At 57.8% G+C, this 19222-nt stretch carries 16 protein-coding genes; 9 read left to right on the forward strand and 7 right to left on the reverse strand.

Annotated features, from left to right (window positions below):
• The first annotated feature begins 51 nt into the window (after window positions 1-51).
• On the forward strand, window positions 52-843 hold the full coding sequence (locus ABEH87_RS01475; protein ID WP_346573270.1) for a siderophore-interacting protein: 792 nt from the start codon (window positions 52-54) through the stop codon (window positions 841-843).
• Window position 844: 1 nt separating this feature from the next.
• The gene (locus ABEH87_RS01480) at window positions 845-1369 is read left to right on the forward strand and encodes a PadR family transcriptional regulator (protein WP_346573272.1); all 525 of its coding nucleotides are present in this window, start codon (window positions 845-847) and stop codon (window positions 1367-1369) included.
• A gap of 50 nt (window positions 1370-1419) precedes the next feature.
• Here ABEH87_RS01480 and ABEH87_RS01485 read toward each other — a convergent pair whose 3' ends face one another.
• From ABEH87_RS01485 to ABEH87_RS01510, 6 genes are all read right to left on the reverse strand, one after another.
• Window positions 1420-2280 carry a MurR/RpiR family transcriptional regulator gene (locus tag ABEH87_RS01485; protein WP_346573273.1) on the reverse strand — a complete coding sequence of 287 codons (861 nt, stop codon included), beginning with the start codon at window positions 2278-2280 and terminating at the stop codon, window positions 1420-1422.
• A 119-nt stretch (window positions 2281-2399) separates the two neighbouring features.
• On the reverse strand, window positions 2400-3449 hold the full coding sequence (locus ABEH87_RS01490; RefSeq protein WP_346573275.1) for an ABC transporter permease: 1050 nt from the start codon (window positions 3447-3449) through the stop codon (window positions 2400-2402).
• Entirely contained in the window at window positions 3446-4447 is a 1002-nt protein-coding gene (locus ABEH87_RS01495; RefSeq protein WP_346573277.1) for an ABC transporter permease, read from the reverse strand. The genes ABEH87_RS01490 and ABEH87_RS01495 overlap by 4 nt, the downstream gene beginning before the upstream one ends.
• On the reverse strand, window positions 4440-5924 hold the full coding sequence (locus tag ABEH87_RS01500; protein ID WP_346573279.1) for a sugar ABC transporter ATP-binding protein: 1485 nt from the start codon (window positions 5922-5924) through the stop codon (window positions 4440-4442). The genes ABEH87_RS01495 and ABEH87_RS01500 overlap by 8 nt, the downstream gene beginning before the upstream one ends.
• An 86-nt stretch (window positions 5925-6010) precedes the next feature.
• A complete protein-coding gene (locus ABEH87_RS01505; protein WP_346573281.1) occupies window positions 6011-7021 on the reverse strand; it encodes a substrate-binding domain-containing protein in 1011 nt (336 codons plus the stop codon).
• A 343-nt stretch (window positions 7022-7364) separates the two neighbouring features.
• Window positions 7365-8450 (reverse strand): aldose 1-epimerase family protein, encoded by a 1086-nt coding sequence (locus ABEH87_RS01510; RefSeq protein WP_346573283.1) that lies wholly within the window; start codon window positions 8448-8450, stop codon window positions 7365-7367.
• A 320-nt stretch (window positions 8451-8770) separates the two neighbouring features.
• Here ABEH87_RS01510 and ABEH87_RS01515 point away from each other — a divergent pair, with 320 nt between their 5' ends.
• The 6 genes from ABEH87_RS01515 to ABEH87_RS01540 are packed head-to-tail and all read left to right on the forward strand — an operon-like array spanning window position 8771 to window position 15066.
• Complete coding sequence (locus tag ABEH87_RS01515; protein ID WP_346573285.1) at window positions 8771-9751, forward strand: TIM barrel protein; 981 nt, start codon at window positions 8771-8773, stop codon at window positions 9749-9751.
• A gap of 49 nt (window positions 9752-9800) precedes the next feature.
• On the forward strand, window positions 9801-10841 hold the full coding sequence (locus tag ABEH87_RS01520) for a substrate-binding domain-containing protein (RefSeq protein WP_346573287.1): 1041 nt from the start codon (window positions 9801-9803) through the stop codon (window positions 10839-10841).
• Window positions 10842-10857: 16 nt separating this feature from the next.
• Window positions 10858-12351, forward strand: a complete 1494-nt coding sequence (locus ABEH87_RS01525) for a sugar ABC transporter ATP-binding protein (protein ID WP_346573288.1) — start codon at window positions 10858-10860, stop codon at window positions 12349-12351.
• A gap of 21 nt (window positions 12352-12372) precedes the next feature.
• Complete coding sequence (locus ABEH87_RS01530) at window positions 12373-13344, forward strand: ABC transporter permease (protein WP_346573290.1); 972 nt, start codon at window positions 12373-12375, stop codon at window positions 13342-13344.
• A complete protein-coding gene (locus tag ABEH87_RS01535) occupies window positions 13344-14201 on the forward strand; it encodes a MurR/RpiR family transcriptional regulator (protein WP_346573292.1) in 858 nt (285 codons plus the stop codon). Before ABEH87_RS01530 ends, ABEH87_RS01535 begins: the two co-directional genes overlap by 1 nt.
• A 1-nt stretch (window position 14202) precedes the next feature.
• Window positions 14203-15066, forward strand: a complete 864-nt coding sequence (locus ABEH87_RS01540; protein WP_346573294.1) for a ribokinase — start codon at window positions 14203-14205, stop codon at window positions 15064-15066.
• A gap of 85 nt (window positions 15067-15151) precedes the next feature.
• Here the strand turns inward: ABEH87_RS01540 and ABEH87_RS01545 are convergent, their stop codons facing one another.
• Complete coding sequence (locus tag ABEH87_RS01545; RefSeq protein ID WP_346573296.1) at window positions 15152-16657, reverse strand: hypothetical protein; 1506 nt, start codon at window positions 16655-16657, stop codon at window positions 15152-15154.
• 301 nt (window positions 16658-16958) lie between these two features.
• On the opposite strand from ABEH87_RS01545, the gene katG reads away from it, so the two are divergent.
• Window positions 16959-19169 carry a catalase/peroxidase HPI gene (gene katG / locus ABEH87_RS01550; RefSeq protein ID WP_346573298.1) on the forward strand — a complete coding sequence of 737 codons (2211 nt, stop codon included), beginning with the start codon at window positions 16959-16961 and terminating at the stop codon, window positions 19167-19169.
• Window positions 19170-19222 lie beyond the last annotated feature (53 nt).

Here is a 19222-nt window from a genome sequence, read left to right on the forward strand (position 1 = left end):
TTACCCCTCTAATGAGAATGATTCCTGATTTCAATAACCCAGAGGTGACCTGTGTTAACTGACTCTGCAAAAGCAAGCCGTGTACCCCAGCGCGTGCGCAATGAGCTGCGCTTCCGCCAGCTGACCGTGACCGCGAAAAGCCGCACTGCCGACCGCTTCTGGCGCATCGACTTTAGCGGTGACGATCTGGCCGGGTTTACCTCTCCGGGTTTTGACGACCACATCAAAGTGTTTTTCCCTGACGCCAGCAGCGGTACGCTGAACCTGCCGGACGTGACAGAGGAGGGCGTGGTGTGGAAGGAGGGAGCGCGCCCGGTGTCCCGCGACTACACGCCGCTGTTCTTTGACGGGGTAGCCAACACCCTGACCATCGACTTCTATATTCATGACGGTGGCGTGGCCAGCGACTGGGCGGAGCAGGCACAGCCGGGTGATAAGCTGGCGATTGGCGGTCCACGCGGCTCGCTGGTGGTTCCGGAAGATTATGCCTTCCAGCTGTATGTCTGTGACGAAAGTGGGCTGCCTGCCTTTAAGCGCCGTCACGAGGTGCTCAGCGGTTTGCAGCTCAGGCTGTTCGGCTATGTTGATGAGGCCGTTGGTCAGAGCTATCTTGGCCGTCTGAACGGCGTAGATGCCGCCTGGATGGGCAGCGGCAACATGCAGCCGGAGAACCTGGCCGCGCTGACCGCCACGCTGGATACCGTCCAGCTGCCGCCAGAGGATTACTTTATCTGGCTGACCGGAGAAGCGGAGTTCGTGAAAAAGCTGAGCGACTATTTCATTGAGCAGCGCGGCTGTGATGCGACCTTCGTTCGTGCCGTGGCGTACTGGCATCAGAAATAAGATGAAGAGCGAACCGTCAATCTGCGCTTCCGACAGCGGCGCGCGCCCTGGCCGCAGGAAGCGCCGTGAAAAAATGCTCGATGCCAGCGATATTCGTCTGCTGATGCTGCATTTCCTCAGCCAGCAGCCGGCGCACGGCTACGAGCTGATCAAAGCCGTCGAGGATCTGTCGAAAGGCGAATACACCCCAAGTCCCGGAATTATCTATCCTAATCTCACGCTGCTGGAGGAGATGGAGTGTATTGCGGTGGTTGACCCCCTCGCGGCGCGCAAGGCCTACTGTCTGGAGGCGAAAGGGCGGGAACAGCTGAGTCAACATCGCGCCACCCTGGCGACGATTATTCAGCGGCTCTCCACGCTGGCCGTGCTGGTTAACAACCGCAGCCTGCCGGATGTGGAGCGGGCCATCCACAATATGAAAACGGCTCTAAACTTTCGTCTGTCGCAGGAAGGGATTTCGCAGCAGACGCTGTTCGCCATTATCGATGCGCTGGACGATGCGGCGAAGAAAATTGAACGCAGCTGAAACCGAGCTGAGCGGATTGAAAAGTCCCGGCGTGGTGGTGGACAGCGGCTCTATTTTCTTTTGTGAGCGACGGCCATCATGGTGCGGTTGAGCTGCCGCTCTGCGAGCGCGTAGTCGCTCTGGGCCACCACCACGAACAGGGCATCCAGAATATTAAGCTGCGCGACGCGTGCTGCGGCATTCTCGCCGGTCAGGGGGGAACCCTGCGCGGTGGAACACAACACCGTGTCGGCCAGGTTGGCAAGGGGAGACCCGGAGTAGTTAGTGATGGCAATCACCGGCACCTGGTTAGCCTGGGCCGCTTTGACCGCTTCGAGAATATCCCTGGTCTGCCCGGAGTGAGAGATCGCCAGCACCACGTCATTCTTACCCAGCAGTGAGGCAGACATCAGCATCATATGGGGGTCGTCCCAGGCGGTGGCGCGTGCGCCAATGCGCAGGAATTTATGCACCGCATCACGGGCAATCTGCGCCGAGCCACCGAAGCCGTAGAAATCGCGCTGCTGCGCGCTGGCCAGCAGCTCTGCCGCCCGCTCAAAGGCTTTCATATCCAGGATCGCCAGCGTCTCTTCCAGCGCCTGAGCGGAGGTGCGGAACACTTTGGTGACAATTTCGGCCGCCGTATCCGTTGGCGAGAGCTCCTGATGCATCTCATTGATGGGCAGGCGATTGTACTCCGCCGCCTTACTGCGCAGCTCGCGAAAACCGCTAAAACCCAGTTTTTTCGCCGTCTTCACCACCATCGCTTCCGACATTTCACACTGAGCGGCCACGTCTTTCAGGGCCACGCGTTCATCGAAGTCGCTCGACAGCACCGCGTTAACCAGCCGGGTCTCTAAAGGCGTCAGCACCGATACCATCATGCGTAAGCGGGGGCCAATCGAGCTTGTATCATCGGCAGTATTGACCATGAGATGGCTTATTCCCTGACTAAGTGTTTGTTAATTCGTAAAGATATCATGGCATATCGGGAGCGGCTATTGATTTCCCGCACCGGGATGCTACGCCCGGCACGGGAAAATTAACAGCGTCAGGCCCTGGAGGCTTGCGTCGCCGTTTTCGCTTTTGACCGCTCCGACATCCACTCTTTCAGCACCATCCCGCCCGAAGCCAGCAGCAGGATCGCGCCCCACAATGCCAGCGTGATAAACTGGCTGAGGTCGAGCAGACTCGATGCCGTGGAAATCAGCTGCAGGATCAGCAGCGACAGGATCACGCCGCTGACCCGACCGAATCCGCCCAGGGGATCCACCCCACCGAGCACGACGGCGAGAATAGCGACCAGCAGATAGCTCTCCCCGTAGGCCGCATTGGCGGAGTCGAAACGGGCCATCATAATAATGCCCGCCACCCCGGCCAGCAGAGCGGAAATCAGATAGACCCACACCAGGCTACGGCGCGTATTCACCCCGGAATACTCTGCGGCCCGCTCGTTCGAACCGATCATGGCGATGGCGCTGCCGAGCGGGGTTTTATTGACGAAGATGCTCAGCGGGAAAACTACGGCCGCGAAGATAATCAGCGCGACCGGAATACCGAGCAGCGTACCGTTGCCGATAAACACTATCGGCTCCGGGAAACCGGAAATCACGTTGCCGTGGCTGAAGCCAATCGCCAGGCCTTTGGCCGCGGTCATGGTGCCCAGCGTTGCCAGCATCGGCGGCACCCGCAGATAAGCCACCAGCACCCCGTTCAGCAGGCCGACCAGCGCCGCCACGACCAGCCCGGCGAACAGAGCGCCCACCTGCATCATTCCCCAGCTGACGCTGTGGCCGTCCGGCATCAGCGGCATCAGCGCCGTCAGGGTCCAGGCGACCGTCAGCGCACACAGGTTGGCGGTGGCAATAATCGACAGGTCAATACCGCCGGACAGCATTGGGATCATCATCGCCAGCGCCAGGAAACCCAGCTCAGGCAGCTGAAAACCCATCGACTGTAGTCCGGCAATGCCGAACAGCTTATTCCCTTCCAGCAGGCCGAGGCCGACGACCATCAGCGCCAGAATCACCAGCAGCCGTGAGTTGGTGGTGCCGACGCGCTGCTGGATCCGCCCTGAGAGACCGTTTACGTTGTGTTTCATGATACCGCTCCTGCTTCAGCCTGCTTATGACGCTTGCGCGTTTCTCTGGCCATCATGATCATGGCGGCAATAATCACCAGCCCGGTGCTGAACAGGGACCAGTACGACGACACCCCAAGCAGGATCAGCCCGTTCTGCAGAATGGCGATCAGCGCCAGCCCCAGCACGGTGCCCATCACGGTGCCGGAGCCACCGGTCAGGCTGGCCCCGCCGATCACCACCGCCGCGACCACGTCCAGCTCGCGCCCGACCAGCGCAGTAGGGGACACCGACTGCACCAGCTGCGCCTGCACCAGCGAGGCGACGCCGGCCAGCGCGCCCATGTAGCCGTACACCAGCATATTCAGGCGATAGACATTGAATCCCACGCGCTGTGCCGCGTCCGGATTGCCGCCCATGGCGTAAATCTGACGGCCAACGTTGCTGCGGTTAAGCAGCAGCCACGTCAGCAGAAAGATAAAGAACAGCGCAATAATCTGGAAGTTCACCGCATAAGGGATCCCCTGGGCGTCGGTATAAAAGACAAATTCAAACCCGGCGGTAAACCAGTCCGGCAGGGCGAAGATATCGGCCCCGCCGGTGACGGTCAGCAGGATGCCAAAGAAGACGTTCAGCGTGGCAATGGTAATGATCAGCGCCGAGGTTCTGAGCGAGTTCACCAGCAGGCCGTTGATCAACCCCAGCGCCACCCCCAGTCCGATTGCGATGGCAAACACGCCGACCCAGCCGATGCCGAAGTGGTTCGCGACCGTCAGCGCGGTGAACTGGGTGATCGACGCCACGGCGGCAAAGGAGAGATCGATGCCGCCGGTAATAATCACCACCAGCAGACCGGCGGCAAGAATACCGGTAAACGACGTGGCACCGAGCACATCCACCAGGTTTTGCAGAGAGGCAAACTCTGGCGTAAACAGCGTGAGAAACACCACCATCAGGGTGATGACGATCAGCAACCGGCACTCATGCGTATGGATAAACCGCTGGAAAAAATCACGCATTCACCGCCTCCTTTAACTCTTCTTCTGAGCAGCGCCCCGGAATATATTCGCCGTTTAAGCGGCCGGCGCGCATCACCAGCACGCGGTCGCTGTGGTAGTAAATTTCCGGAATTTCGTCGGAGATCATAATGATGGCCATGCCGCTGGCGGCAAGGCTCCTGATAATGGCGTAAATGCCGTCTTTCGCATGGATATCGACACCGACGGTCGGGCTGTCGAGGATCAGCAGGCAGGGATTGGTCGCCAGCCATTTTGCCAGCACCACGCGCTGCTGGTTGCCGCCGGAAAGCGTTTTCACTTTATTGTCGGGGTTACCCGCTTTAATCGTCAGCGACTCGATGCCGTGCCGCACGGTACTTTCATACCAGTCCTCGCGGATCAGACCGCCGCTGCCGACCAGCTGCTCCATCACCGACAGAGTGATGTTGGCGCTGATCGACTGCTCCAGCACCAGGCCGAGCGCCAGACGGTCTTCAGACAGATAGGCGACTCCGCGGCTGATGGCATCGCGGTTCGAACGCAGCCGGACGACCTCACCGTTCAGCACGATTTCGCCTTTTTCAGGGCGGGTAAGGCCAAACAGCGACAGCGCCAGCTCGGTACGCCCTGAGCCGAGCAGCCCGGTCAGGCCGAGGATCTCTCCGCGCCGCACGTCGAAGTGAATGTCCTGATATTCTCCCGGACGCGACAGCCCGCGTACCTCCAGCACCGTCGCCGTCTCAGGGCGATCTTTGGCGGCGCACTGATAGCTGAACTCCTTGCCGGTCATCAGCGTGGCAAGTTTGCGGTCAGACATATCGCGCGCGTCGTAAGTACCGAGCATTTTGCCGTCGCGCATCACGGTGACCCGGTCGGCAATTTCCAGCACTTCATCCAGGCGGTGGCTGACAAAAACAATGGTGATCCCACGCTCTTTAAGCTGCAACGTCAGTTTCAGCAGGGCGTCAACCTCGTAACGCGTTAACGAAGAGGTGGGCTCATCCATAATCACCAGGCGCGCATCGGCGGCCATGGCGCGACAGATGGCGACCAGCTGGCGCTGGGCAATCGAGATACTGGCGACCTTATCGTTCAGCGGCAGCGATACGCCGATGCGCTGCATTGCCTCGCTGGCCAGCTGATGCACTTTTTTCCAGTTCACCTTGCGCAACCCGCCTGCGTGCAGGCCGATAGCAATGTTTTCAGCTACGGTGAGGTTAGGGAACAGTGACAGATCCTGATAAATCACCTGCACGCCGAGGCGGGTGCTTTCGACCGGCGTCAGGTGCGTAATGTGTTCCCCGGCGATGGTGATTTTGCCGCCGGGTTCAGGTTGGTGGACGCCGGACATGATTTTGATCAGCGTGGATTTACCGCAGCCGTTCTGGCCACACAGGCAGTGGACCTCGCCGGTTCTGAGCTGGAGATCCACCTCAGACAGCGCATGGACCCCACCAAATATTTTCGAAATTCCATTTAGCTGTAAGAAAACGGACATCGCGCGGCCCCTTGCAATAAGTGAGGGTACAGGGAGGCCGTCCCGGCGAGCGATCGCCGGGACGGTGTCAGGAGTAAGGCAGTGTTTTACAGTCCCAGTTTGATGAGTTCTGCGATGTTAGCTTTGTTAATCGTCAGAATGCGATCGACCATCACCACGTTGTTCTCACTGTCTACGGTCGCTTTGCCCAGGCCGGGGATAGTCATACCGTTTTCAAATTTCGCATTATCCAGCGCAAGGCGGGCGACGGAGGTCATCGCCAGGCCGGCTTCTTTCGGGTTCCACAGGAAGCCTTCACGGATCACACCCGACATGATGTAAGCCCTGGCCTGGGAAGGAATGGTGGTGCCCACCAGCGCAATTTTCTTCTCCAGATGGCGTTTTTTCAGCACGTTACCCGCACCGATAGGGCCGTTGGAGCCCATCGACATAATGCCGGTGACTTTGGGGTAGGCTTTCAGAATATCCTGGGTGACGCGCTCGGACTCATCGATAAAGTCCGCGCCGGGGAAGCGGTCGGCCGCCAGGTGCATTTTAGGATAGTTGGCTTTCTGATAGGCGATGGCGGCATCCGCCCACTGATTGTGCCCGGTGGTGGTCAGCGTACCGACCAGCACCACGTAGTCACCCTGTTCGCCCATTTCACGCGCCAGCGCTTTCATCTGCGCTTCGCCGTAGGCCTGGGCGCTCATCAGCTCCACGTCCCAGGTTTTGCCGGGCTGGTTAGGTCCTTCCTGAGTAATCACCATGATCCCGGCGTCACGCGCGCGTTTCACCACCTGGGCCGTGACTTTGGTATCCAGCGGCACCAGGCCAATCACGTCAACTTTCTTGGCAATCAAATCTTCGATCAGCTTCACCTGCTGCGCGGGGTCAGCGCGGGTCGGACCGACCATGGAGGTTTTCAGGTTGAACTGCTTACCGCCTTCCTCCAGCCCCTGATTAAGGATGTTGAACCACGGAACGCCCACGGCCTTCACCACGGTCACCATGGTTTTGGTTTCAGCGGCGGCGGCGTTAGTTGACCAGCCGATACCTGCGCTCATCGAAATCAGCACAGATAAACTCATTAATTTAACAAAAATGCGGCGATTCATGGTTATACCTCTTATTTATCATAGATATCTTCGCGCATCGTTCTCTGGCAAAACTGCTCAGAGGGGCAGGAGGACAGGCTGGCCTGTCGGACCCGGTTCCGCTGGGGCATTGAACGTGGCTAAACGGTAAAAAATGGAGAAGGTAAGAAGAGGATGTCCCGTTTTCAGCACGCCTGGAAAACTGTCTCGTCTTCTCTCAGTACCTGGAACAAACCGCATTAATTGTCCCGCTGGTAAAATTGACTTTACTCAAAAAACTTACAAAGTAAATTCTATTACTGAAGCAAAGTGTCCTTATTTGATTCAGCTCACAACTCGCTTTTGCGGCAGGGGGGAAAAGCCGCTAGCGTGAAGCACGCACGATCTGTTCCTCTGCTCCGGCCTCCTGCGCGTTCAGATAGCCCAGCGTCAGGGTGAAGCTGGCCGTTTCTCCACCGTGCAGGGTACGGACGTTACCCAGACTTTTCTCTGTGAAGTGGCCTTCAACACCGCAGGTCGCCGGCATGGCGAAGGCGCACACTTTCTGCCGGTTGTTTGCCAGGATCCAGCGCACCAGATGGGAGAACTCCTGCGGGTTATAGCGCATCGAGAAGGCATCCCCCTCTGGCCGGCGCATCATCACATGTACCCGCCCGTCCTGGGCTTTCCTGAGGTTTTTCAGATAAAAAACCAGCTCCGGGTCCACGCCGAGATCGGTGCTGACAACACGGGTGGCGGAAGGGTCCTGCTGCAACTTTTGCAGGTGGTCAAGGTAGCTGTCGCTGGCCTGAACGATAGTGGGCACCGAGGTGCGGACCACCATATCGTCGCGGCCAAAACCGGTGGGCTGAATTATTTTCCCGCCTTCGACAAACGCAAAGTTGGCGTGGCACATGTACATCAGGTCCATGTCATCCTGAGAGAGGTTTTCCACCGTCATCTGAATGTCAAAGGTCGCCGCGTCGGGGCGCAGCACCACGCGCGGGCGCGCCATGTAACGATCGCCAAAGCCCATCAGATACTCACGCTCTCCGGCCAGTGCCATCCACGGCCCCTGCGCGTCTTCCCCGATTTCAATACTGGCGCTGTCCATCGCGGCCAGCGGCATCTCACCGTGCAGCGCGTGATTATCCTGCGGGCCGGGATTGCCGTTACGCAGTAACCCGGAGTGGTACATAAAGCAGCCGTAGGTGCCGACGATATCGCTGGCCGGCCGCGGTTCCCTGAAGTGGCTCTGCATGGTGAGGTCAACGCCGTCGAACGTGGCCTGCCAGATCATCTGGCCATACCAGGGCAGGATCACCAGATGCCCGCGGCGGTTACTCAGACGTACGGCCTCAATGCCGGTTGACGTGCGGTAAAGTTCGGCACGGCAGTCGCCTGACCGCACGGCCTCAAACGCAGTGGTGCTGAAAAAGGATTTTTTAAGCGTGATTGTGGTGTGTGGCATCGCGGTTCCCATCCTGTGTGATTGTGCGGAAAGTTTACTGGAGTGTGTTTTACAGTAAATCTTTCGCCGTGATCACACAACGGGCAACCTGCCGGTCAATTCTCAGCGGATGTTCAAAATGCGACCTGTCACACAGTTGTGCAGCTTTTTCATTTTCCCGGCCGTACACAGCCGCAGTTTCGTGAATCAGCTCTCAAATCGCGTAGTAAAACGGCAGTTCGTGTTGCGGCGAGAATTTGTTAGTGATAGTAATGCACTTATTCACAAATAAATGTAAAGTTGTAAAGTAATTCACAACTCAACAATCAAGGGACACCGATATGTCAGAACTGAAATTTGCGACCCGCCTCAACTCGTTTGCCTCTGGTGCGTGGCGCTACTGGCCGGAGCTGAAAGGCAAACCTTCTGTGCTGCAGATGATTGAGCGTGCCGCTACGGCAAAAGGCCTGACCCATCTGGATCTGAACTATCCGCAACACATCACCGACGATGTGAAAACCATGCGTCAGAAAATCGAAGACGTGGGGCTGGCGGTCAACGGCATGCAGATGCGCTGGGACGCACCGGAATTCAAAATCGGCGCGTATACCAACCCGGATGCCAAAATCCGCCGTCAGGCCATCGACCTGACCAAACGCGGGATTGATGCCGGGCGCGAATTTGGTGCCAGCATTATGACGCTGTGGATGGGGCAGGACGGCTTTGATTACTGCTTCCAGGTTGACTACAAAAAAGTATGGGAAGATGCGGTCAGTGCGGTACGTGAAGTGGCTGAATATGCCGGAGATATGGACGTCAGCATTGAATACAAACCCAACGAGCCGCGCGCTTTCGCCATTTTCCCGAACGTCACGACCTGCCTGCTGGCGGTGGAAGAGGCGGGCTGCCCGAACCTTGGTATCACCCTCGACTTTGCCCACGTGCTGTACGCCAATGAAATCCCGGCTTACGCCGCAGCGATGGTTGCCCGCCGTTCACGCCTGCTCGGCCTTGACCTGAACGATGGCTGGGGCAAACGCGATGACGGCCTGATGGCAGCTTCCGTTAACCCACGCGCTACGCTGGAGTTCCTCTGGCAGATGAAGCGCGATGGCTATAAAGGCGCTTACTACTTTGACACCTTCCCGGATGCCAGCGGCCTTGACCCGGTGCGGGAAGCCGAAACCAACATCGCCACCGTCACCCGTTTACTCCGTCTCTGCGACAAACTGGATAACAACCCGGCCCTGCTGGATGCCATCAGCCGTCAGGATGCCGTCACCTCCCAGCAGATTGTTAACGACATCATGCTGGCACCGTAATACGTCTCTCCCACGGGTAATAAGCCCTATAAAAATAACAGGATAGATTATGAAAAAGCACTTGCTCTCTGTACTCACCGCTACGCTGTTCTGCTCGTCCGTCTATGCCGCCGACCTGCCGCCGCTGCAGTCCGATACTGAACCGGACCGTACCGACTGGACGCAGCTCACTGAAAAATATGGGCCGCTGCCGGCACCGGACAAAAAACTGAAAATCGGCGGCGTTTCCAAAACGCTGACCAACGAATACTGGCGCTCGCTGGGTGAAGGCTACAAAGCCGCAGCGGCGAAATATGGCATCACCGTCGAGTATCAGGCGGCCGCCAACGAAGACGATCAGCTCGGCCAGCTGTCGATTGCTGAAACCCTGATCTCGCAGGGCTTTAACGGTCTGCTGGTTTCTCCGCAGACGGATGCCAACATGCAGCCCGCCTATGAAGAGGCGAAAAGCAAAAATATTCCGGTGGTTAACGTCAACGATGCCGTAATGCCTAACGCGGCGCACTACGTCGGCAACGTACAGAAAGACAACGGCGTGCGCGTGGCCAACTGGTTTATCCAGCACTATCCGAAGGGCGGTAAAGTGGCCGTCATTGAAGGGCAGCCGGGCGTTTATGCTGCTGCGCAGCGCACGAAAGGCTTCCGCGAAACCATGACTAAAAACGGCAAGTTCACGCTGGTGGCCAGCGTTCCGGCCAACTGGAGCCGCGAAAATGCCTATAACGCGGCCTCGACCATCCTGCAGCAGCATCCCGACCTGATTGGTTTCTACGCCAACAATGACGGTATGGCGCTGGGCGTGGTGGAAGCCGTACGCTCCCAGGGGAAATCTGCGCAGACCGCCGTCTTCGGCACTGACGGCATTTCCGATGCGTATGCCTCGATTAAACGCGGCGAGCTGACCGGCACCGTGGACAGCTTCCCGGTTCTGACTGGCGAAGTGGCGATGGACGTGATGCTGCGTCTGATCGCGGGCCAGAAACTGTCGCGCGTGGTGTCCACCCCGCAGGCGTTGATCACCAAAGACAATGCCGATGCCTTCTCGACCAAAGATAACGACAAGCTGCGTCAGCTTTTAGCACAGCAGTAATAACGGCGGAGGGTGTATGGAACAGTTTTGCCTGACGATGCGTGGCATCAATAAAACCTACGGCAGTGCGGCAGCGTTACAGAATGTGGATATCTCCGTCAGACCGGGAGAGGTGCATGCCCTGATCGGTGAGAACGGGGCGGGGAAATCCACCCTGCTGAATATTCTCTCCGGCGTACGCTCTGCGGATTCCGGCGAGATCGCGGTGAACGGGGTAGTGGTGCAGATGAAGAATCCGCTGTCTGCGCGCCATGCCGGCATTGCGATGATTCATCAGGAGTTGCAGCATGTTCCTGAGCTCTCCGTTGCACAAAATATGTTTCTCGGCCGGCCGCTGACGCGCTTTAAAGGCTGCATTGTGGACCGTAAGGCGCAGCGCAAGCGGGCGATTGCCATTCTGCGCCGACTCGACCCAAGCATCGACCCGGACCAGCCGATTAAGAACCTGAAAGTTTCGCAGCAGCAGATTGTGGAAATAGCGCGTGCGCTGCTGGACGAGGCCAAAATCATTGCGATGGATGAGCCAACCTCCAGCCTGACGCCGCGCGAGTTCGACCGCCTGGCCGAGCTGATCTCCGATCTCAAGTCGATGAATGTGGCGCTGATCTACGTTTCACACAAGATGAACGAGATTTTCAAGGTCTGCGACCGCGCCACTATTTTGCGCGATGGCCGACAGGTGGGCGTGGTCAATATCTGCGACGAAACCGAAGAAACCATCGTCACCAAAATGGTCGGACGCAAGATAGAAAAAGTGCAGCACCAGTCTTATATCACCGACAAAGAGGTGCTGCGGGTGGACGGACTGGGGCGCGACCGCGCGGTCCAGTCTGCCAGCTTCAGCGTCAAAGCCGGGGAAGTGCTGGGTATTGCCGGGCTGGTGGGGGCAGGGCGTACAGAACTGCTGAAGCTGATTGCCGGGATTGATGCCCGCACCAGCGGCAGCGTGCTGGTGGATGGCGTCGCGGTGAAAACGCTGAACGTCAGCAGCGCCATTAAGGCCGGGATTGGCCTGGTTCCTGAAGACCGCAAAAAAGAGGGCATCATTAAGCAGCGCGCAGTAAAAATGAACATGGCGCTGCCGTCGATGATGAAATTTACCCGTGCAGGTCTGATACGCCAGCGCCAGCTTGATAAAGTGGCGCTGGAAGTGATGAGTGACCTGAATCTGCGTCCGTTAAATATTGAAAAGCCGATTGGCACGTTAAGCGGCGGTAATCAGCAGAAAGTGATTATCGGTCGCTGGGTGGCAGCGGATAATAAAGTGTTTCTTTTTGATGAGCCAACCCGGGGAATTGATATTGGTGCCAAGTCAGAAATTTATAATCTGATTGAGAAATTAGCCCGCCAGGGAAAAGCCATTGTGGTGGTGTCTTCTGAAATGCCGGAAATTATGCGTATTTCAGATCGGGTGCTGGTAATGCGTGAAGGGAAAATTACCAAAGAGTTGAGCGGTGAGGCTATCACCGAAGAAAATATTGCCCGTTACGCGATTAACGATCTGGCTTAAGAACGATTAAAGGTAATTATCATGATGACGCAAGAGAAAACGCAAACCAGGGTGCCGTCAGCGGCGTTGTTCAAATTTAATCTGCGCGATGCGGGAACGCTGATTGGTTTATTAATTATTGTGGTGACATTTTCGTTTCTGTCTCCGGTATTCTGGACGCTGCCTAACCTGCTTAATATTCTTCAGCAGTCGTCCATTAATGCCATTATCGCGCTGGGGATGACGCTGGTGATTATTTCCGGCGGTATTGATCTGTCGGTGGGTCCGACGGCGGCGCTGTCTGCGGTACTGGGTGCGACGCTGATGGTGGCTGGTGTTCCGGTGCCGCTGGCGGTCATGGCGACGCTGGGCGTCGGCGCGCTGTGCGGCGTGTTCAGCGGTACGCTGGTGGCCTATGCCGGGCTGCAGCCGTTTATCGTGACGTTGGGCGGACTGTCGCTGTTCCGTGCTTTAGCGCTGATCTTCACCAATGGTAATCCGGTGTTTGGTATCCCGATGGAGTTCCGCAATCTGGTCAACAGCACGGTGTTTGGCGTCCCGACGCCGATTATCGTGGTGGTGGTCATCGCCCTGTTCCTGTGGGTGGTGATGAACAAAACCCCGCTGGGAGAATATATCCTCGCCGTCGGGGGGAATGAAGAAGCGGCGCGCGTGGCGGGTGTCCCGGTGAAGCGCACCAAAGTGACGGTGTTTGTCATCTCTGGCGTGCTGGCCTCGCTGGCGGCACTGATCCTGATTGCCCGCTTAGGCGCGGCCGAGCCGACCATCGGTAACCTCTGGGAGCTGGATGCGATTGCGGCGGCGGCCATTGGCGGTGCCTCGCTGATGGGGGGAAAAGGCAGTATCGTCGGCACGTTGATTGGTGCGGTGATCCTCGGTGCCTTACGTAACGGCCTGACGCTTCTTAATATTCAGGCGTTTTATCAATTGCTTGCTACTGGCCTTATTATTATCATAGCGATGTTGATTGACAGAGCGACACGAGGCAAGTAATGAAGCAGGACCCGCGAGCCATAGGCGCTAAAATACGTATGCGATTACCCAGCCTGACCCCTCTGGAAAGAAAGGTGGTTGATTCCGTGACGTCGAAAACGGATTTGTCTGAGCAGACCTCAATTAAAGAAATCGCTCAGATGAATAATGTTTCTGAAGCCATGGTGGTCAAAATTGCCAAGAAGTTAAACTTTTCAGGTTTCAGGGATTTCAGAAGTAGCCTGATCTATTATAACTACTCTGAAGTGGCCGGTATGCATGCGGAAATTGAGGCGGATGACTCGTCGGAGCAATTACTGGCAAAAGTATTCAGAACCTCACTTCAGGCAATAGAAGAAACGCTGACTATTCTTGATGTGTCTGAATTCAACCGGGCGGCTGATATTTTATTTAAAGCGCGACACATCGATTTATATGCCGTTGGCGGTTCCGCAACCGTCGCACGGGATTTATCCCATAAGATGTTAAAAATTGGGATTAAAACCACGGTGTATGATGATGCGCATATTATGCTGATGTCAGCGGCAGTGTTATCGGATGACGATGCGGTGATCGCCATCAGCCATTCCGGCGCCACGCGCGCGGTGAATGACCCGATAAAACTGGCGGCACGCAACGGAGCCAAAGTGATTGCTATTACTAACTATGCCGAGTCGCCCATTGCGCGCAGCGCGCATGTGGTGCTCACGTCAACCTCTCAGGGCTCGCATTTGTTGGGGGAAAACGCCGCGTCACGCATTGCCCAGCTGAACATTCTGGATGCACTGTTTGTGGCGATAGCGCAGAAGGATCTCAAGACGGCGGAGAAGAACCTGAAGAAAACCCAGCAGGCAGTCCAGGATCTCAGAGAATACTAGTATGAGCCACATCTTAGTCATCGGCAGTCTTCATTACGATATTATGCTGCAGGCCGACCATCGCCCGGAAAAAGGGGAAACGGTGATTGGCAGCGGCTGTGCCTATAAATTCGGCGGTAAGGGCGGCAATCAGGCGGTGTCGGCGGCGCTTGCCGGTGCGCAGGTGCGCTTTGCCGGGGCGGTGGGCGACGATGCGCAGGGGGCGTTTTTACTCGCCGTGCTGCAGCAAAACGGCGTGGATACCACTCATGTCGCGGTCAACGTGGGCATTCCCTCCGGAATGAGCGTAGCCATTCAGGATGCGGAAGGCGACTACGGCGCGGTGGTGGTATCAAATGCCAATAACCACATTACGCTGGCGTCCCTGAGCGATGACGCACTCTGGCAGCAGGTGAGTATGCTGCTGTTGCAGAATGAGGTGCCGGAGGCGGTGAACCATCAGGCCGCAGCCGAAGCGAAAAAGCGCGGCATCCGTGTGTGCCTTAATGCGGCCCCGGCGCGCCCGCTTACCCCTGAGATGTTGGGCGCGGTGGACCTGCTGGTGGTCAATGCGGTGGAAGCCCGCGATCTCAGTCAGATTGCGGTGGCGGATTTAAGCGCGGCCTGTCAGGCCGCAGAGAGCCTCGGCGGCCGTTTCCCGGCGGTGGTGGTGACGGCAGGGGAGCACGGCGTTGCCTTCTGCGAAGAGGGCGCACCAGCCCGGTCACTGCCAGCGCAGAAAGTACAGCTGGTCAGCACTCACGGGGCGGGCGACTGCTTTATGGGGATGCTGTGCACCACGCTGCTGCAGGGGGCGACGCTGGCGGTGGCGGTTGATAAAGCCAACCAGGCGGCAGCCGAACACGTATCGCGTCCGTCCCGGTAAAACGGGCTGACCGGAACAGAAGGTCAGCCCCTACGGGGATATGTCTGCCTGTATGGGGGGGATAATGTCTACCCACCCCGGCGGATTAAAAATCCCGTAACCGATCGAACAGGTCCATCATGGCGGCCTTATCAAACGGTTGCGGGGTGCCTTGCCCCAGCTGCTGCTCCATCTCTGATAACAGCCCGTAAATCACGTCGGCAATCTCTTCCCGCTCGATGGTCTCAATGCTGCTGCTGCGCCGATCCATGGCGTTGAAGGCGTCTGCCCAGCTGCGCACCATCTCCTCCGCCCTAGCGCTCACGCTGGCGGCATCGCTGGCACTGTCGATCTCACGCAGGGAAATCCGCGCTTTCTTATACAGCGTGGCGGCCTTTTTTGCGTTGGCCGGGCTGATGTTTTCACGGCCATCCCAGTCGCGGAACGGATTGGTGAGATTCTCTGCCAGCCACTCCGGCTTGCGCGGTTTAGTCACGGACAGCTCCACGCCTGCCGCCTTTTTCCAGCTTTTTTTCACCGCTGCCGCCACGTCAGCCGGCAGGCTGCTCATCCAAAGCATCGCCATATGGGGCAACTGCTCCGGTACCGGAAATTCTTCCGGGCTGAAGCCGAACAGATCGACAGTGGTGAAGGTTTGCAGTTGAGATAGGCGCGACAGGCTGTCCATATGGGCGACGGTGCCCGGCTTACCCCACAGCCTTAACCCGGCCAGCGCCGGGAAACGGTCGGCAATCGCGGCGATATCTGCCTGCTCAACCTGGGTTAAATAGAGCTCACGCAGCGCATCAAGCCCCTGCAACGCGGGCAGCGTCTGGCCGGGCGAAAGCGTCAGGTGGCGGCCGTCGTGAAGGCTGTGGATCACGAGATCGGGCGCCGGTTCGCGGGTGAATGAGAGCAGGTGGAGATTATCATTCAGCGTCAGCGAGGTCAGTCCGGTCGGGTCGACGATCAGCCGTCGGAGCTGGCTGCCGCTCAGGTCCAGCGCGGTCATCCCGGCGCAGGAGGCCCAGTGTAGTTCACTGATGAACGGGTGCTGACGGATAAAGGCCGCCAGCGCCTCGCTGCCCTGTGCCGTTTCAATCGAGGTCAGACAGGGCAGCTGTTCCAGTAGAGAGAAATCAGTCAGGCCAGTCAGCCAGGTGTCGGTGATCTTCGTCGTGTTCTCCGGCAGTACGCCTGTGGGCAGCGTCACCTGGCGGTCACGCGAAGCTGCTTTAAACCGTGCACGTCTGTCCGGGGCAATCGTCTGCCAGCGGCGCTGGCTGTGCAGGCTGTTGCCAACGCACCAGCCGCCGCCGTAGCTGTTGACCTCTTCATTCACCAGCGGAGGGAGGTTCCCGACGTAAGTGTAATGGGGCGGGACGCTGGCGGGCAGGAAACGGTGGTCGAGATGTTCGCGCCAGAAGAAAAAATCACAGATCAATGGCCGCATTGCCACCAGCCCGGCGGCATCCGGCAGGGCATCGCCGGACCAGTCGAGTTCCAGTACCGCGACCAGGCGTGAGTCTTTAAGCGCTGTCACCTGACAGGCAACATACTGCTGAAGCTGGGGGTGGAAAACACAATAGATATCGCCTGGGGTAGGTTTCATTCTGGCTGTTAGTCCTTGTTAATTTCGGGAAACTATAGCCAAAAACCCCAGCGCCAGATAGCAAAAAGCCCGTTTTCAGAGCCTGACGTGAGTTTTTTTCATTTAATGTGCCGACACGAAAAACCTTTTCTAATGAAGGGCTACTCTATACACAGGGTAAAAAGGCTTTTCATTATCAGCCTGTGCAACATGAACGCTTAAAACCCACAGAATAAGCTATCAAAGACATAGGGTAATTCAGGTGTGACCCGGTGACCGTCACGTATAAAGTAGTGATGACAATAAATTAGGGAGTGTGAGCATGAGCCATTCAATTGATGACCAGCCCGAAGATGCAAAGCCAGTAGCCGAAGCCAACAGAGAAGCCCCGGCGGGGAAATGTCCTTTCCATGCCGGTAACGAAAATAAAGCCTCCGGCGGCGGCACAACCAGCCGTGACTGGTGGCCCAATCAGCTGCGGGTCGACCTGCTGAATCAACATTCCAGCCGTTCTAACCCGCTGGATGAAGGGTTTGATTACCGTAAAGAATTTGCCAAATTAGATTATTCTGCGCTGAAAGCCGACATCAAGGCGTTGCTCACCGACTCTCAGTCCTGGTGGCCAGCCGACTGGGGCAGCTATATCGGTCTGTTCATTCGCATGGCGTGGCACAGTGCGGGCACCTATCGTTCGGTTGACGGACGCGGCGGTTCCGGGCGCGGTCAGCAGCGTTTCTCCCCACTCAACTCCTGGCCGGATAACGTCAGCCTCGACAAGGCGCGCCGTCTGCTGTGGCCGGTGAAGCAAAAATACGGTCAGAAAATCTCCTGGGCCGACCTCTATATTCTGGCGGGTAACGTCGCGCTGGAAAACTCCGGTTTCCGCACCTTCGGCTTTGGTGCCGGGCGTGAAGACGTCTGGGAACCGGACCAGGATGTGAACTGGGGCGATGAGACCGCCTGGCTGGAACACCGACATCCTGAGTCGCTGGCTTCTTCGCCGCTCGGTGCCACGGAAATGGGGCTGATCTACGTCAACCCTGAAGGCCCAGAGCAGAGTGGCGATCCAGCTTCGGCCGCTCCGGCGATTCGTGCCACCTTCGGCAATATGGGAATGAACGACGAAGAGATCGTGGCGTTAATCGCCGGGGGTCACACCCTGGGTAAAACGCACGGTGCCGGTGAGGCCTCGCACGTCGGTGACGATCCTGAATCTGCGCCGATTGAAGCTCAGGGGCTGGGCTGGGCCAGCACGCACGGTAGCGGTGCTGGGGCAGATGCCATCACATCCGGTCTGGAAGTGACCTGGTCACAGACGCCAACGCAGTGGAGTAACTACTTCTTCGAGAACCTGTTCAAATATGACTGGGTGCAGACGCGCAGCCCGGCGGGGGCGATTCAGTTTGAAGCCAGCAATGCACCGGAGATTATTCCTGATGCCTTCGACACGGCGAAAAAACATAAACCCACGATGCTGGTGACCGACCTGACGCTGCGTTTCGACCCGGAATTTGAGAAAATCTCCCGTCGTTTCCACGGCGACCCGCAGGCGTTTAACGAAGCCTTTGCCCGCGCCTGGTACAAACTGACCCACAGGGATATGGGGCCAAAAGCACGCTATATCGGTCCTGAAGTGCCGAAAGAAGACCTGATCTGGCAGGATCCGCTGCCCGTGCCGGAGTATCACCCGACCGTGGCGGATATCGCGCAGCTGAAAGAGAAAATTGCCGCTTCCGGCCTGAGCGTCAGTGAACTGACCTCGGTGGCGTGGGCGTCGGCGTCCACCTTCCGCGGGGGGGATAAACGCGGGGGGGCCAACGGCGCGCGCCTGGCACTGCTGCCGCAAAGGGAGTGGGAAGTGAACGCTACGGCGGCCCGCGTGCTGCCCGTGCTGGAAGCCATTCAGCAGTCAGTGCAGAAGGCCTCGCTGGCCGATGTTATCGTGCTGGCTGGCGTGGTCGGTGTTGAACAGGCGGCAAAAGCGGCAGGTGTGGCGATTGACGTGCCGTTTACGCCCGGCCGCGTTGATGCCCGCCAGGAGCAGACGGATATTGAATCGTTTGAACTGCTGAAGCCAAAAGCAGACGGCTTCCGTAACTACCGCGGTGCAGCAGGCCGCACGTCGACAGAGAATCTGCTGATCGACAAGGCCCAGCAGCTGACGCTGACCGTACCAGAGCTGACGGTGCTGATCGGCGGGATGCGCGCGCTGGGCGCTAACTTTGACGGCAGCCAGCACGGCGTGTTCACGCAGCGTCCGGGCGAGCTGAGCACTGACTTCTTCGTCAACCTGCTGGATATGCGCACGCAGTGGAAAGCCACCGACGGCAGCGGGGAGCGCTTTGAAGGGCGTGACCGCGTTAGCGGCGAGGTGAAGTTCACCGCGACCCGTGCCGACCTGGTGTTTGGTTCCAATGCGGTACTGCGTGCCTCTGCTGAGGTTTACGCCAGCAGCGATGCGAAAGAGAAGTTTGTGAAAGACTTTGTTGCCGCCTGGACTAGGGTGATGAATCTGGATCGTTTCGATATCTGAGAGCGCTAACCTGAAAAGCCCGCCGGGGAGACCTGAGCGGGCTTTTCTCTGTC

Source organism: Erwinia sp. Eh17-17 (assembly GCF_039675725.1).
Classification (GTDB): Bacteria; Pseudomonadota; Gammaproteobacteria; order Enterobacterales; family Enterobacteriaceae; genus Erwinia.

What these genes read in the sequence shown, in the direction of transcription:
- ABEH87_RS01530 (WP_346573290.1), top strand. Translation starts at nt 12,373, where the DNA reads ATGATGACGCAAGAGAAAACGCAAACCAGGGTGCCGTCAGCGGCGTTG.
- ABEH87_RS01500 (WP_346573279.1), bottom strand. Translation starts at nt 5,924, where the DNA reads ATGTCCGTTTTCTTACAGCTAAATGGAATTTCGAAAATATTTGGTGGG.
- ABEH87_RS01510 (WP_346573283.1), bottom strand. Translation starts at nt 8,450, where the DNA reads ATGCCACACACCACAATCACGCTTAAAAAATCCTTTTTCAGCACCACT.
- ABEH87_RS01490 (WP_346573275.1), bottom strand. Translation starts at nt 3,449, where the DNA reads ATGAAACACAACGTAAACGGTCTCTCAGGGCGGATCCAGCAGCGCGTC.
- ABEH87_RS01535 (WP_346573292.1), top strand. Translation starts at nt 13,344, where the DNA reads ATGAAGCAGGACCCGCGAGCCATAGGCGCTAAAATACGTATGCGATTA.
- ABEH87_RS01525 (WP_346573288.1), top strand. Translation starts at nt 10,858, where the DNA reads ATGGAACAGTTTTGCCTGACGATGCGTGGCATCAATAAAACCTACGGC.
- katG (WP_346573298.1), top strand. Translation starts at nt 16,959, where the DNA reads ATGAGCCATTCAATTGATGACCAGCCCGAAGATGCAAAGCCAGTAGCC.
- ABEH87_RS01485 (WP_346573273.1), bottom strand. Translation starts at nt 2,280, where the DNA reads ATGGTCAATACTGCCGATGATACAAGCTCGATTGGCCCCCGCTTACGC.
- ABEH87_RS01505 (WP_346573281.1), bottom strand. Translation starts at nt 7,021, where the DNA reads ATGAATCGCCGCATTTTTGTTAAATTAATGAGTTTATCTGTGCTGATT.
- ABEH87_RS01495 (WP_346573277.1), bottom strand. Translation starts at nt 4,447, where the DNA reads ATGCGTGATTTTTTCCAGCGGTTTATCCATACGCATGAGTGCCGGTTG.
- ABEH87_RS01545 (WP_346573296.1), bottom strand. Translation starts at nt 16,657, where the DNA reads ATGAAACCTACCCCAGGCGATATCTATTGTGTTTTCCACCCCCAGCTT.
- ABEH87_RS01540 (WP_346573294.1), top strand. Translation starts at nt 14,203, where the DNA reads ATGAGCCACATCTTAGTCATCGGCAGTCTTCATTACGATATTATGCTG.
- ABEH87_RS01520 (WP_346573287.1), top strand. Translation starts at nt 9,801, where the DNA reads ATGAAAAAGCACTTGCTCTCTGTACTCACCGCTACGCTGTTCTGCTCG.
- ABEH87_RS01480 (WP_346573272.1), top strand. Translation starts at nt 845, where the DNA reads ATGAAGAGCGAACCGTCAATCTGCGCTTCCGACAGCGGCGCGCGCCCT.
- ABEH87_RS01515 (WP_346573285.1), top strand. Translation starts at nt 8,771, where the DNA reads ATGTCAGAACTGAAATTTGCGACCCGCCTCAACTCGTTTGCCTCTGGT.